Below are 13,661 nucleotides of genomic sequence, written 5' to 3' on the forward strand. Positions count from 1 at the left end.
GTCCTCTTAGTTCACGCGGCCCAGGCGCTCGATCGAGCGCCGGGAAAGGTCATTGTTGTCGCCGACGAGCTTGGCCGAGCGCTCGTAGGCGCGGGTCAGCTCGATCAGTTTCGTGATTTCAACCACCTGCTGGACGTTTGAGCTTTCCAGGACGCCTTGGTGGATGATGGCGTCGGCCGCAGGCTGGGGCTGGGCGTTGTTGGTGTTGCGGTAGAGATTGTCGCCTTCCTTGGCCAGAGCGCCGCGGTTTTCAAAGCGCACCACCGCCAAGCGTCCGACGACGTTGGCCTGGCCTGTCTGGGCGTCGGTCTGGGTCAGGGTCCCGTCCTTGCCGATGGAGACCTCGCCCTGCGCCGGATCGATGACGATCTGACCGCCGGCGCCCAGGACCGGAACGCCCGATTGGGTGACCAGAACGCCTTCGGGGTTCAGGGTGAAGCGACCGTCACGAGTAAAGCGCTGTTCACCGGGAGGACCCTGGACCGTGAAGAAGCCTTGGCCCTCGATCGCGACGTCGAACACGCCATTGGTCTTGCGCAGCGGGCCCTGCCCGAAATTGCGCATGACGCCGTCGTCGATGACGAACTTGATGGAGCGGGGACCGTCCGCCGTGCGGGCCTCCGAGGAGGCTTCGGTGCGGACCAGCAGGTCCTCGACCTTGAAGCCCGCGGTGTCTGCGTTGGCGATGTTGTTCGCCACGATGTCGAGCTCGCGCCGCAGCGTCATCTGACGCGACAAGCTGATGTACAGCGAGTTGTCCATCTGGGCCTCCAAAACCGGCGCCAACGGGGCGCTTCTTCACGCCGCCATCCATGCAAATGGCGGGCCAGTCTGAAAGCTGAATAAAATCAACGATAAAAATAGTTAACGGCGACGACTGCGACAAACTTGCCGAGTGGATTTTCCAGGCCGGAAAAACAGATCGTTAACCAAGCTGCGTGAATAGAGAGTGGGAAGATCGCAAGGAGCCGCGTGTGGCCAAGGACAAGGGCGCCGAGCCCGAAGACGCCATCGAGGAAGGTGAAGAGGGAGCCGAGGGCGCCAAGCCCAAGAAAAAGCTCCCCCTGTTGATCATCATAATCGTAGCCGCCGTCCTGGTTCTGGGCGTGGGTGGCGCCGCCGCGTTCTTCCTTCTGAAGCCCAAGCCTGAAGGCGAGCACGCCGAGGCCAAGGACAAAAAGAAGGACGAGAAGAAAAAGGAAGAAAAGAAGGGCGAGGGCGAAGAGGGAGCCAAGGCCGAGGGTGGTGAAGGCGGAGCGATCGGCTCAATCCGCGAAGGGCCGAACGGCGTGGTCTATTACACCCTGCCCAATGTCATCGTGAACATGCAGTCGGCCGATGGCCGGCCGTCCTTCCTGAAGCTCAAGCTTACCCTTGAGCTCGCCGACGCCGAGACAGCCGAGACGCTGACGCCGAATCTGCCGAGACTCCAGGACATGTTCCAGTCGTTCCTGCGCGAGTTGCGTCCCGAAGACCTGTCCGGCAGCCAGGGCAGCTACCAGCTCCGCATGGAGATTCAGCGCCGGGTGAATCTGGTCATCGCACCTGCCGAGGTTAAGGCGGTCCTGATCGAGGAGATGCTGATCAACTAGGGTTCGCCCTGGCTGGCATTGACCTGATGGCTGACGAGATCGACGACGACGCCATGGCCCAGTGGGCCGCTGACAACGCCACGGGCGAGCTACCAACCGACGATGGCGGTTGGACGGGCCTCGACGACCTGGGCGGCGGTGGCGGCGACGGCATGATGGGCGCCGAGCGCATCCTGAACCAGGATGAGATCGACAGCCTGCTGGGCTTCGATTTCTCCACCGACAACGACGACGACCGCACCGGCATCCGGGCGATCATCAATTCGGCCTTGGTCTCTTACGAGCGTCTGCCGATGCTGGAGATCGTCTTTGACCGCCTGGTGCGGTTGATGACGACCTCATTGCGCAACTTCACCAGCGACAACGTCGAGGTCAGCCTCGACAACATCAGCTCGATCCGTTTCGGCGATTATCTGAACTCGATCCCGTTGCCGGCCATCCTGTCGGTGTTCCGGGCCGAGGAGCTGGACAACTACGGCCTGCTGACGGTCGATTCCAACCTGATCTACTCGATCGTGGACGTGCTGCTGGGCGGCCGTCGCGGCACCGCCGCCATGCGCATCGAGGGCCGGCCCTACACGACCATCGAGCGGGTGCTGGTCCAGCGGATGGTCGAGGTCGTGCTGCAGGACGCCAAGACCGCGTTCGAGCCGTTGCATCCGGTCAGCTTCACCCTTGACCGTCTGGAGACCAACCCGCGCTTCGCCGCCATCGCACGGCCGGCCAATGCGGCGATCCTGGTCAAGCTGCGCATCGACATGGAAGACCGCGGCGGCCGCATCGAGCTGCTGCTCCCCTACGCCACGCTCGAACCTATCCGGAAGATGCTGCTGCAGCAGTTCATGGGTGAGAAGTTCGGCCGCGACAACATCTGGGAAGGCCACTTGGCCACCGAGCTATGGACCACCCAGATGGAGGTCCGCGCCGTGCTCGACGAGCAGCAGGTGGACCTTCGCAAGGTGCTCGACCTGAAGGTCGGCGATACCATCATGCTCAACGCCACGCCCGACAGCATGGTGGAGCTGCGCTCCGGGTCGATCCCGCTGACGCGCGGCCGCATGGGGCGGCGCAATCACAACATCGCCGTGCGCTGCGAAGCCGCGCTCAGCTCCCAGGCCCGCCGGGCCGTGCAGAAGATCAAGTGAGGGATCACACATGACCCTCGCTGGCATCGCCCTTCAAATACTCCTCGCCGTCCTTCTGGTGGTGGCGCTGGTGTTCGGCATGCGTCTTGAGCGCCGCCTGAAGGCGCTCAAAGACAGCCATGAGGGTTTCGCCAAGGCCGTACTGGACCTGGACAGCGCCGCCCAGCGCGCCGAGCAGGGCTTGGCCGACCTGCGCGCCGCCACGGACGAGGCCGCCGAGCAGCTGGCCGACCGTATCGACAAGGCCCGCGCCCTGACCGCCAAGCTGGACCGAGGCATCGCCCAGGCGTCTCGCGGCGGCGAAAGCGCACGGCCTCAGGCCAACCGACCGCCGGTCGAGCCGCCGGTGACACGGGCCCGCGCGGCTTTCGCCGCCGTGGATCGCCCGCCGCCGCCGCCGGAAACCCTACGTTCACGCCCCCGGGCTGATGATGACGATCTGTTCGACCCGCCGACCGGTTCCGGTGGGTTCGCACCCCGACCTGGAGGCCGGCGATGAAGAACATTCCCCGCATCCTGCCGCTGGTTGGCGTCGCCGCCGTCGGTGTGCTCGCCCTTAACGCCCTTTCGGGGGCGAAAACGTTTTCAGACATGACCTCCGGGGCCCGGGCCTTCGCCGAGGAGGCCGCGGCCAAGGTCGCGCCCAAGGACGACAAGAACGCCGCCGCCGAGACTGAAAAGCCGGCCGAGAAGGCCGCGGCCAAACCCGCGCCGGTCGCCGCCTGCGGACCGAGCGCCGCCGCCCTGGCCAAGGAAGCCGGGCTGTCGCCCGCAGAACTGAACATCTTGCAGAGCCTGCGCGCCCGCAGCGGCCAATTGGACGCCCGCGAGCAGGACATGGATGTGCAACTGAAGCTGCTCGCCGCCGCCGAGGCCAAGCTCGACGCCAAGATCAACACGCTCAACGCCCTGAAGTACAAGATGGAAGACGTCGTAGGCCAGGGCGACAACAAGACCAACGCGGAGGTTGACCGCATGGTGACGGTCTTCTCCTCGATGAAGGCCAAGGATGCGGCGGCCCGTCTGGCCGTGCTGGACGATTCCGTCCGTCTGCCGATCGCCGCCAAGATGAAGGAGCGGGCGCTGTCGATGGTGCTGGCCGCCATGCCGCCCGCCGAAGCCAAGAAGCTAACCGAGAGCCTAGCCAAGCGGTACGCCGACAACGAAGCCATGAAGAAGGGACGCGCGGCCCTGGCCCCTGGCGGCGATCAGGCGGCGGTCGACGCCGCCGCGGCCGAGGAAGCCGCCAAGACCGCGCCGGCCAAGGCGCCAGCCAGGCAACCCCAGCGCCGGCCGGCCAAGGGGTAGATGATGAGCCTGCGCACGGTCCTGCGCGGCGGCGTGGCGGCGGTCTGCATCGCCGCCACAGTCGCGCCAGCGGGCGTCGCGGCGCCCGCCAGGACCGATGCGCGCGGTCCGCTGGATGTGCGGGTGGCGCAAGCCAAGGACTTCACCCGCCTGGAATTCCACTGGACCGGTCGCGCCAGCGTCTCCACCAAGCGTGAAGGCCAGGTGCTGACCTTGCGGTTCAGCAGGGGCGCCAAGCCGGACATCGCCTCGCTGAAAGCCTTTCCGCCCAAGTGGCTGAAAAAGATCGAGAGCCGCGACATCGGCGGTCGGCTTGAGGTCGCCCTGACCCTGGCCGATGACGCCGAGGCCAAGGTCGGCCAGGCGGACGGAACCACCTTCGTCAATCTGTTCGCCGCTCCTCCCAAGGTCGCCGAGGCCGCCAAGCCGGCAGAGCCCAAGAAGGTCGATCCGGTGCCAGCCGGCGGCATCGTACGGGTCCGGTCCGAAACCGCCGGCCTGCAGACGCGCCTGGTGATCGACTGGAACGCCCCGACGCCCGCCGCCGTATTCCGCCGGGGCGATGCGATCTGGGTGGTGTTTGACGCCCCCGCTCGATTGGACGTCTCCGGCGCGGCGCGAAGCACGGCTCAATACACGCGCCTTGAGCCGATCCATGGCGAGGGGTTCGCCGCCCTGCGCATCGTCGCGCCCGCGAAGGTGGCCGCCCAGGCCACGGGGGAGGGGCCCCGCTGGACGGTGGCGCTCGGGCCGCAACGTGGCGCGGGCTCCAGCGGCGTCGCCGTGGAACGCGATCTTGAAGCCGCGCCCGCCGGCCTGAAGGCCGAACTTTCGGGCGCTAGCCGGGCGATCTGGGTCGACGATCCCGCCGTGGGCGACCGTCTGGCCGTCGTCCCGGCTCTGGCGCCGTCAAAGGGCGTGGCCGCCCGCCGGGCCTTCGCCCAGCTGGCGGTGCTGCCGTCCAGCCAGGGTCTGGCGGTCGAGCCCTATGCCGGCGATCTGAACTTCACGGTGGAAGGCGATCTGGTTCGTATCGGCCGACCGCAGGGCCTCGCCCTGTCGGCCACCACCGCCCGGCCGCAAGCCGAGGCGCGGCTCGAAACGCCCCAGCCGGCAGGCATGCCGGCCCTGATCGACGAGACCTGGGGCGCGACCCCCAAGGGCAAGTTCCTGGAGCGTTACAACGCCCTGCAGGACGCCGCCTCCGACGAGGCCGCCCAGGTTCGCGCGCCGGGCAAGGACGCCCCTGTGGCCGCGCGCATGGCCTTGGCGCGTTTCCTGGTGGGCTCCAATCTTGGTTACGAGGCCATCGGCGTACTCAACAACGCGGCCCGCAGCCGCCAGAGCCTGATGGGCGATCCGGAATTCCGCGGTCTGCGCGGCGTGGCTCGCATCTCCGTCGGCCGCTTCGCGGAGGCGGAGGCCGACCTGTCCTCCCCCGTGTTGCTGGGCGAGGCGTCATCGTCCATGTGGCGCGGTTACGCCGCCGCCAAGGCCGGCGACTGGGCGACCGCACGCAAGATGTTCGAGCAGGGCACGCCGGCCTTCGAACACTTTTCACCGGTCTGGAAAGCGCGCTTCGCCGCCGCCGACGCCGAGGCGGCCGTGGAGCAGGGCGATCTGGCGTCAGCCCGCGAAGGGATCGCCACCGCCCTGGCCGGCGCGATCCCCGCAGAGGAGCAATTGAAGGTCCGCCTGATCCAGGCCCGCCTGTTCGAAATGAGCGGCGACCGTCGCCGCGCGCTCAATGTCTTCAAGGCCGTGGCCACCGCACCTCTTGACGGCGTCGCAGCGCCAGCCCTGCTGAACGCCACCCGTATCCAGGTCGAGGACGGCAAGCTGACGCCGGACAAGGCGGCCGCCGTCTATGACCAACTGCGTTATCGCTGGCGGGGCGACGCCACCGAGCTGAAAACTATCCGAACCCTGGGGTCGCTCTATTTGGGCCAGGGCCGCTATCGCGAGGCGCTGGAAGCGCTGCGCTCCGCAGGTCAGCGTCTTCCTGATCATCCGGAAGCGCGCCTGCTGCAGGCCGATCTGTCCGGCGCCTTCCGCGCTCTGTTCCTCGACGGCATGGCCGACGGGTTGCAGCCGATCCAGGCGCTGGCCCTGTTCTACGACTTCAAGGATCTGACCCCCATCGGCGCCGACGGCGACTTGATGGTGCGCAACCTGGTTCGTCGCCTGGTGGACGTGGATCTGCTGGATCAGGCCGCCGACCTGCTGAAGTATCAGGTCGACAATCGCCTGGACGGCGCCGCCAAGTCACAGATCGCCACTGACCTGGCGGTCATCTACCTGATGAACCGCAAGCCTGAGAATGCGCTGCGCGCCATCAATGAGACGCGCACCACCGTCCTGACGCCGGCCCTTAACGCGGACCGCCGGGTGATCACCGCGCGCGCCATGGTCATGCTGGGCCGCACGGACGCGGGCCTTGAGATCATCGAGCAGGACAAGTCGCGCGAGGCCGCCGACATCCGCGCCGAAGCGGCCTGGAAGCAGCGCGACTGGCCGGCCGCCGGACAGATGCTGGAAACCGCCCTGGGCGAGCGCTGGAAGACCAGCCTGGCGCTGGGGCCGGACGAAGAAGGCAAGCTGCTGCGCGCAGGCGTCGCCTATAGTCTGGCTGGCGACGAGGCCGCGCTGGGCCGCCTGCGTGGACGCTACAGCGGCCTGCTGGATCAGGCCCGCAATCCGGACGCCCTGCGCGTGGCCCTTGCCGGCCCGGATGGCGACGTGACCTCGGCCAGCGACTTCACCAGCATCGCGGCCGACAGCGACGCCTTCTCGGGCTGGGTGTCGAAGATGAAGGAGCGCTTCCGCACCAAGCCTGAGGCGCCCAAGGCGCCCCCGGCCAAAAAGGCTTAGCCGCCCGTCGGAGGGCCGCGCTGGAAGCTTTCCACCAGACTGCCGCACACTAGCCGCCAGCCGTCCACCAGTACGAAGAAGATCAGCTTGAACGGCAGCGAGATCGCCGCCGGCGGCAGCATCATCATGCCCATGCTCATCAGCACGCTGGCCACCACCAGGTCGATGACCAGGAAGGGCACGAAAAGCAGAAAGCCGATCTCGAAGGCGCGTTTCAGTTCGCTGATCATAAAGGCCGGCGTGACCACGCGCAGGGGCGTATCCTGGGCGGTCGCGGGCGTCGGAATCTTGGACAGGCGGACAAACAGCCCCAGATCCTCGCGATCGACCTGGCTGAGCATGAAGGTCTTCACCGGATCGGCTGCGGCGTCGAAGGCCTGGGGCAGCTCCATCTGGTTGTCGAGCAGCGGCTTGATGCCCTCCTCATAGGAGCGCTGGAAGGTCGGCTGCATGACGATGGCGGTCAGGAACAGGGCCAGACTGACCAGCACCGAGTTCGGCGGCGCCTGCTGGGTGCCGAGCGCCGTGCGCAGCAGCGACAGGACCACCGTGATCCGAACGAACGAGGTGGTCATGATGACGATGGACGGCGCCAGGGACAGCACCGTCAGCAGACCCATCAGCTGAACGACCCGCTCGGTCAGGCCCGCGCCGGTGCCGAGGTTGACGTTCAGCGCCTGGGCCAAAGCGATGGCTGGCCAGACAAATGAGGCGGCGCCCGCGATGCCCGCCACCAGCAAGGCGCGCTTCAGGTCAGCGCGACTGATGTTCCAAAGGCCGCTCACGCTTCTGGCTCCGGTTCGGGGATGGGCGGCGGGGCGGGCTGGGTGGCCAGCAGGCGGCCTTCGCCGATCATGATCAGCCGTTCCTCATCGTCGAGCCGCACCAGGACAAGCCGGCGGGTTGGATCGAGGGGCAGGGTCTCGACCAGCACCAAGCGGCGCTGCTTCTTCTCCATCTGGATTCGAAGCAGCCATTCCGGGCCGTACTTGCGCATGGCCCAGGCCGCGAGGCCGATCAGACCAAGCGTCAGGCCCAGGGCCGCCACAGCGCGGATGAAGTCGACAAATCCCATCTTCGCTCCATGCGCCGAGTCGGGGCTGTCAGGCGATGGGGGCGGCCCGCGCAGACGTGGTTAATGCGTCGTTAACCTTGTTCTTTCACCCTTTGGAATCATGAACCCGACCGACATTCCCATCTTTGCGATGCTCAAAAGCCGGCTCGGCTATCTGGGCCAGCGCGAGCGTGTGATCTCGGAGAACGTCGCCAACGCCGACACCCCGGGCTACACGCCCCGGGACCTGCGGACCTTCACGTTCAACGTCGCGCTCGGCGCAGACGGCGTGCGTCCGGCGGTCACGCCGGTCCAGACCCAGGGCGCTCACATGATGGGCAAGGCCAGCCAGAGGATTGCGCCCGAGCGCCGCCCGCAGAAGCAGCGCGATACGGTAACAACCCTCGACGGCAATTCGGTCTCGCTGGAAGACCAGATGCTCAAGATGGCGGACGCCAAGATGAACTACGACGCGGCCATCGGCTTCTACCAGAAGTCGCTGGGTCTGCTTCGCATGGCCGCCCAGAAGCCGCGGTAGGGGAACAGGAGCGCTAGATGCCGCAGATCAATTCCCAGTCCGCCACGTCTCAGGCCATCGCCGCCTCGGCCCTTCGCGCCCAGCAGGCGCGCATGCGGATCATCGCGGAAAATATCGCCAACGCCGACTCCACCGCCCGCACCCCGGGCGGCGACCCCTATAGGCGCCAGACCCCGATTTTCGAACCGGCGGCAGTCGGCGGCGGGGCGGGCGTGCGGCTGGCGCGGGTGGAGCCCGACCAGAAGGCGTTCAAGTCCGAATACAACCCGGGCCACCCCGGCGCCGATGAGCAGGGCTACGTGAAGATGCCCAATGTCGAAACCCTGGTGGAATCGCTCGACATGCGCGCGGCCCAGCGCGCCTACGAGGCGAACCTGAACGTCATCGAGACCGCACGCTCGATCGACTCCAAGACGCTCGAAATCCTCAAGCGATAGGCTGAACGATGATCACTCCGCTCGCCGTCGCCAAAGCCTACGCCAGCACGCAAGGCATCTCTCCGATCGGCGGCCTGTCCGAGGGCGTCGCGACCCTGAGCAACAGTCGCCAGAAGACCTTTGGCGACATGCTGGAGTCGGTCATGGGCGACGCCGTGCAGGCCTCGCGCGCCGCTGAAGGCCAGATCGCCAAGCAGGCGGCCGGCAAGGCTGAACTGCTGGATGTGGTGACGGCGATTTCCTCGGCGGAGGCCAGCCTGGAGACGGTGATGGCCGTCCGCGACCAGGTGATCAGCGCCTATCAAGAAATCATGCGCATGCCGATCTGACGGCGGCGGCGACTCTCTCTAAATCTGTCAGCCGACGAAGTTTGCGTGGGGCCTGCCATGAGTGGCGCCGAAGTCATCGATATCGGCCGTGACGCCATCTGGTTGACGCTGCAGCTCTGCGCGCCTGCCTTGATCGTGGGTCTGGTCGTGGGGGTCGGCATCGGTCTGTTGCAGGCGCTCACCCAGATTCAGGAAGCCACGCTGGTCTTCGCCCCGAAGATCGTCGCGGTCTTTCTCACCCTGCTCTTGGCCCTGCCGCTGATGGGGGCCCTCATGGCGGGCTTCATGCGGCAGATCGCCTCGCGCATCGCGGGGATGTAGGCGGCGGTGGAGTACTACGCCACCGCAGCTCAGGTCTATGCCTGCGGTCTGGTCTTCGCCCGGCTTGGGGCGATGGTGATGCTTATTCCGGGCTTTGGCGACGATGCGGTGTCGCCGCGCATCCGCCTGTCTTTCGCTCTCCTGATGGCCTTGCTGATCACGCCCATCGTGGCGAGCAACATCGGCGGCCCACCGGCCTCGGTCAGCGGTCTTGCGGGCGCGGTGATCAAGGAAGTGCTGGTCGGCCTGATGATCGGCACCATTCTGCGCGCCCTGACCGCCGCCCTGAACGTGGCGGGCGAAATCATCGCGATCCAGACCACCCTGTCCTTCGCCCAGACGGTTGATCCCTCACTGGGCACCCAGAGCAACGCCATTGGCAGCTTCCTGGGCCTGTTGGGGGTGATGATCATCATGACCACCGATCTGCATCACCTGTTCCTGGGCGCGATCGTGAGCTCCTACAGTCTATTTCCCTTCACCCAGCCGGTGCCGGTGGATGACGCGGTCACCCTCATGACCCGCACGGTGGCCGATGCGTTCGCTCTTGGGGTGCAGCTGGCCGCGCCGATCATCGTGTTCTCGCTGGTGCTCAATGTCGCCATCGGTTTGATCAGCCGGGTGATGCCGCAGTTCCAGATTTTCTTCGTCACCTCGCCGCTCAGCGTCCTCATGGGCCTGTCGATCCTGGCCCTTGGCCTGGGGATCATCGGCGTCGTCTGGGCCGACCGTTATCGGGCCCTGCTCCAGGTCTTCAACTAGGAGCGGGCGATGGCGGAATCGGACGACAAAACAGAAGAAGCAACACCCCAGAAACTCTCGAAAGCGAGAGAGAAGGGCGACGTTCCCAAATCACAGGACGTCTCCCAACTGGCGACCCTGCTGGGCGGGGTGTCGGTGCTGCTGATCGCCGGCGGCTTCTTCTCGCAACGACTGATGAACGATCTGCTGCCCTTCGTCGCCCATCCCGACGAGTTCAGCATGGACGGCGTCGGCGCCAGGCAGGTGGGCATACAGGCGATCCAGGCCGCCCTACCCATGATCGCCGCCGTCACCCTGACGGCGGCCATCGCCGGGGCGTGCAGCCACCTTTTCCAAGGCGGCTTCATGTTCACGCCCGAAAAGCTGAAACCCGACCTGAAGAAGCTGAACCCGCTGTCGGCGCTCAAGCGCATCTACGGCCCCGACGGGTTTGTTCAGTTCCTCAAGACCCTGGTGAAGCTCGTCGTCACCGGCATCGTCGCTTGGCTTGTGATCGAGCCGCACGTGCCGGAACTGCAGAACCTGGCCTGGCTCAGTCCCAGCGCCATGATGCCGTTGGCGGTGCGGCTGCTGCGGTCGCTGATCATGGCGGTGCTGATCCTGCTGATCGCCACCGCCGCCTTCGACTGGTTCTTTCAGCGCATCCGCTTCGCCAAACGCATGCGGATGTCCAAGGAGGAAGTGAAGGAAGAGCACAAGCAGAGCGACGGCGACCCGCACGTCAAGGCGCGCCAGCGCCAGATCCGCATGCAACAGTCGCGTCGCCGCATGATGCAGAACGTGCCCAAGGCGACGGTCGTGGTGATGAACCCGACTCACTACGCCGTGGCGCTGCGCTACGAGCCCGGCGAGACCGCGGCTCCTATCTGCGTGGCCAAGGGTGTCGACGAACTGGCGCTCAAAATCCGCGCCGTGGCCGAGGAGCATGGGGTGTCGGTGATCGAGGATCCGCCTCTGGCCCGGTCGCTCTACGCCAGCGTCGAGATCGACGACGAGATCCCGCAGCAGCACTTCGAGGCGGTGGCCAAGATCATCAGCTTCATCCTTGGAAACAAGGACAAGAGCAGGCAGCGCGCGCGCCCGCTCTAAACGCGTATCCTGTGCGTTGTCACATGGCTGATTCGGCTCACGATTTCGGGAAACGGCCTCATGTCTGAGAAGACCGAAGCAGCGGCGCGCAAGCGGCGTTTCGATCCGCTGGTGATCATCGCCGGGGCGTTCTTCGCCCTCGCGGTGGGCTTCGCCGCCGTGCCGGCCATGAAAGCGGGGCCAGCCACCCTGGCCGGTCTGCTGCTGCTCGCCGGTCTGGTGGGCGTGGCGTGTCTGGGCCTGGTGGCGTTCCGCAGTTCGGGCCAGCCGGTCACGGACATCGACAGCGATTCCTTCCTGGACGCCCTGCCGGAGGCCGCGGCGACCGCCGCTCCGGACGGCCGAATCCTGGCCTCCAACCTGGCTTGGCGCACCGGTCTGGGCGAATCGCGGCGCTTGCCACGCCATGGCGCCGCGTCCGACCTGTTTACGGCCCTGGTCAAGGCGCGCCGCGGCGAGGCCGCCAGCGCGATGCTGCGCGTCGATGGCGTTGATCGTCCCGCGTCCGTGTCACCACTGGGACGCGGGCGCTTTCTGATCCGCCTGGTTGAACAGGCGGCCGAGCCGCTGCGCCTGCCCGCCGAAGCGGCCGCATCTCTGCCCGCCGCCGCCAGCCTGTTCACCGTCGCCGAGCCGGCCCCGACTGGCCTGGTGGTGCTCGATCCCCTGGCCGCCTCGTCGCCGTTCGGCGCCGCGTTGCTGGAAGGCGCCGATGTCTTCACCGCCAAGATCGTCGAGGCCAACGGCGCGCTCGGCGCCATGACCGCGGGCAAGGCCGCACAGGGCCTGACCTTTGGCGACCTGATTGACAAGAACAGCCATCTGGACGCCGCCCTGGGCGCCGCCGAGGGACGTTCCGGTCCGGTCGAGGTGCGGCTGGCTCACGACCCGGCCCGCATCGCCCACCTCTATATGGCGCGCGTCGGCCAGCGCCTGACCGCCTATCTGGTCGATGTGTCCGAACAGAAGCAGATGGAGCTGCAACTCGCCCAGTCGCAGAAGATGCAGGCTATCGGCCAGCTGGCCGGCGGCGTGGCGCACGACTTCAACAACCTGCTGACCGCCATCCAACTGCGCCTGGACGAGCTGCTGCACCGCCATCCGGTGGGCGATCCGTCCTACGAGGGCCTCAACGAAATCCGCCAGACCGGCGTGCGCGCGGCCGATCTTGTCCGCAAGCTGCTGGCCTTCTCGCGCAAGCAGACGGTCCAGCGCGAAACCCTGGACCTGGGCGAGCTGATCAGCGAGTTCGAGGTTCTGCTGCGCCGGCTGCTGCGCGAAGACGTCAAGCTGGTCACCGACTACGGCCGCGATCTGCCCAAGGTCCGCGCCGACAAGAGCCAGCTTGAAACCGCGGTCATGAACCTGGCCGTCAACGCCCGCGACGCCGTGCGGGCCGCCAAGGGCGGCGGTCTGGTCAAGATTCGCACCGCGCGCCTGGCGCACGCTGACGCGGTCAAGCTGGGCTACAACGGTCCGCCCGCTGAACTCGCCCTGATCGAGGTGTCGGACGACGGGCCGGGTATTCCGCGTGAGGTGATGGGCAAGATCTTCGACCCGTTCTTCACCACCAAGCCGGTGGGCGAGGGGACGGGCCTGGGACTGGCTACTGTTTATGGCATCGTCAAGCAGTCGGATGGCTGGATTCACGTCGAGTCCAAAGCCGGCGCCGGCGCCGCCTTCCGCATCTTCCTGCCGATCTTCAATGCGCCGGAAGTGGTCGCGCCGCCTACGGTGGAGCCGGTAAAGACCCGCACCATCGCCCGTGATCTGTCGGGGGCCGGGCGCATCCTGTTCGTGGAGGACGAGGACGCGGTGCGCGGCGTCGCCGCCCGCCTGCTGCGGGCCCGCGGCTACGAAGTGATCGAAGCCGCCGACGGCGAAGAGGCCCTGGTGTTGGCCGAAGAGCATGCCGGCTCCATCGACCTGCTGATCTCGGACGTCATCATGCCCGGCATGGACGGCCCGACCCTGCTCAAGAAGGCACGCGGCTATCTGGGCAGCGCCCCGGTGATGTTCATCTCCGGCTATGCCGAGGCCGAGTTCTCGGACCTGCTGGAAGGCGAGACGGGCGTGACCTTCCTGCCCAAGCCGCTGGACATCAAGGTCCTGGCCGAGCGGGTCAAGCAGCAGCTTCAGGCGGCGTAGTCTTCGCCGCTCTGCGCGCAGGGCGACTCCCAGGTGTTTATTACGCGGAATTAATCAGGCGCCCGCT

The 13,661-nt window shown here is 66.7% G+C and carries 15 protein-coding genes; 12 read left to right on the forward strand and 3 right to left on the reverse strand.

Going from position 1 to position 13,661, the window contains the following annotated elements; all coding sequences use genetic code 11:
* Positions 1-6: 6 nt before the first annotated feature.
* A complete protein-coding gene (gene flgF / locus O5K31_RS05020) occupies positions 7-762 on the reverse strand; it encodes a flagellar basal-body rod protein FlgF (protein ID WP_269716226.1) in 756 nt (251 codons plus the stop codon).
* A 212-nt stretch (positions 763-974) separates the two neighbouring features.
* On the opposite strand from flgF, the gene O5K31_RS05025 reads away from it, so the two are divergent.
* From O5K31_RS05025 to O5K31_RS05045, 5 genes are read left to right on the forward strand one after another with little or no spacing between them, the layout of a single operon-like run.
* A complete protein-coding gene (locus tag O5K31_RS05025; protein ID WP_269716227.1) occupies positions 975-1,592 on the forward strand; it encodes a flagellar basal body-associated FliL family protein in 618 nt (205 codons plus the stop codon).
* Positions 1,593-1,618: 26 nt separating this feature from the next.
* On the forward strand, positions 1,619-2,737 hold the full coding sequence (gene fliM / locus O5K31_RS05030; RefSeq protein WP_269716228.1) for a flagellar motor switch protein FliM: 1,119 nt from the start codon (positions 1,619-1,621) through the stop codon (positions 2,735-2,737).
* 10 nt (positions 2,738-2,747) lie between these two features.
* Complete coding sequence (locus O5K31_RS05035) at positions 2,748-3,236, forward strand: DUF6468 domain-containing protein (protein WP_269716229.1); 489 nt, start codon at positions 2,748-2,750, stop codon at positions 3,234-3,236.
* Positions 3,233-4,045, forward strand: coding sequence for a MotE family protein (locus O5K31_RS05040; RefSeq protein WP_269716230.1), 813 nt, complete (start codon positions 3,233-3,235; stop codon positions 4,043-4,045). Before O5K31_RS05035 ends, O5K31_RS05040 begins: the two co-directional genes overlap by 4 nt.
* A 3-nt stretch (positions 4,046-4,048) precedes the next feature.
* Positions 4,049-6,916 carry a tetratricopeptide repeat protein gene (locus O5K31_RS05045; RefSeq protein ID WP_269716231.1) on the forward strand — a complete coding sequence of 956 codons (2,868 nt, stop codon included), beginning with the start codon at positions 4,049-4,051 and terminating at the stop codon, positions 6,914-6,916.
* Here O5K31_RS05045 and fliP read toward each other — a convergent pair.
* Both fliP and O5K31_RS05055 read right to left on the reverse strand, forming a co-directional pair.
* Positions 6,913-7,668, reverse strand: a complete 756-nt coding sequence (fliP, locus tag O5K31_RS05050; RefSeq protein ID WP_442867774.1) for a flagellar type III secretion system pore protein FliP — start codon at positions 7,666-7,668, stop codon at positions 6,913-6,915. The two genes, O5K31_RS05045 and fliP, sit on opposite strands and share 4 nt — an antisense overlap.
* 29 nt (positions 7,669-7,697) lie before the next feature.
* On the reverse strand, positions 7,698-7,991 hold the full coding sequence (locus O5K31_RS05055; protein ID WP_269716233.1) for a flagellar biosynthetic protein FliO: 294 nt from the start codon (positions 7,989-7,991) through the stop codon (positions 7,698-7,700).
* A gap of 100 nt (positions 7,992-8,091) precedes the next feature.
* Here O5K31_RS05055 and O5K31_RS05060 point away from each other — a divergent pair, with 100 nt between their 5' ends.
* From O5K31_RS05060 to cckA, 7 genes are read left to right on the forward strand one after another with little or no spacing between them, the layout of a single operon-like run.
* Complete coding sequence (locus tag O5K31_RS05060) at positions 8,092-8,508, forward strand: flagellar basal body protein (protein WP_269716234.1); 417 nt, start codon at positions 8,092-8,094, stop codon at positions 8,506-8,508.
* A 17-nt stretch (positions 8,509-8,525) separates the two neighbouring features.
* The gene (gene flgC / locus O5K31_RS05065) at positions 8,526-8,945 is read left to right on the forward strand and encodes a flagellar basal body rod protein FlgC (RefSeq protein ID WP_269716235.1); all 420 of its coding nucleotides are present in this window, start codon (positions 8,526-8,528) and stop codon (positions 8,943-8,945) included.
* 11 nt (positions 8,946-8,956) lie between these two features.
* Positions 8,957-9,274 carry a flagellar hook-basal body complex protein FliE gene (locus O5K31_RS05070; protein WP_442867775.1) on the forward strand — a complete coding sequence of 106 codons (318 nt, stop codon included), beginning with the start codon at positions 8,957-8,959 and terminating at the stop codon, positions 9,272-9,274.
* A gap of 57 nt (positions 9,275-9,331) precedes the next feature.
* Positions 9,332-9,595, forward strand: coding sequence for a flagellar biosynthesis protein FliQ (gene fliQ / locus O5K31_RS05075; RefSeq protein WP_269716237.1), 264 nt, complete (start codon positions 9,332-9,334; stop codon positions 9,593-9,595).
* 6 nt (positions 9,596-9,601) lie between these two features.
* On the forward strand, positions 9,602-10,357 hold the full coding sequence (gene fliR / locus O5K31_RS05080) for a flagellar biosynthetic protein FliR (protein ID WP_269716238.1): 756 nt from the start codon (positions 9,602-9,604) through the stop codon (positions 10,355-10,357).
* 9 nt (positions 10,358-10,366) lie between these two features.
* Positions 10,367-11,446 (forward strand): flagellar biosynthesis protein FlhB, encoded by a 1,080-nt coding sequence (gene flhB / locus O5K31_RS05085; protein WP_269716239.1) that lies wholly within the window; start codon positions 10,367-10,369, stop codon positions 11,444-11,446.
* 60 nt (positions 11,447-11,506) lie between these two features.
* The gene (gene cckA, locus O5K31_RS05090) at positions 11,507-13,594 is read left to right on the forward strand and encodes a cell cycle histidine kinase CckA (RefSeq protein ID WP_269716240.1); all 2,088 of its coding nucleotides are present in this window, start codon (positions 11,507-11,509) and stop codon (positions 13,592-13,594) included.
* Positions 13,595-13,661: the final 67 nt, after the last annotated feature.

The organism is Caulobacter sp. NIBR2454, from assembly GCF_027474405.1.
GTDB lineage: Bacteria > Pseudomonadota > Alphaproteobacteria > Caulobacterales > Caulobacteraceae > Caulobacter.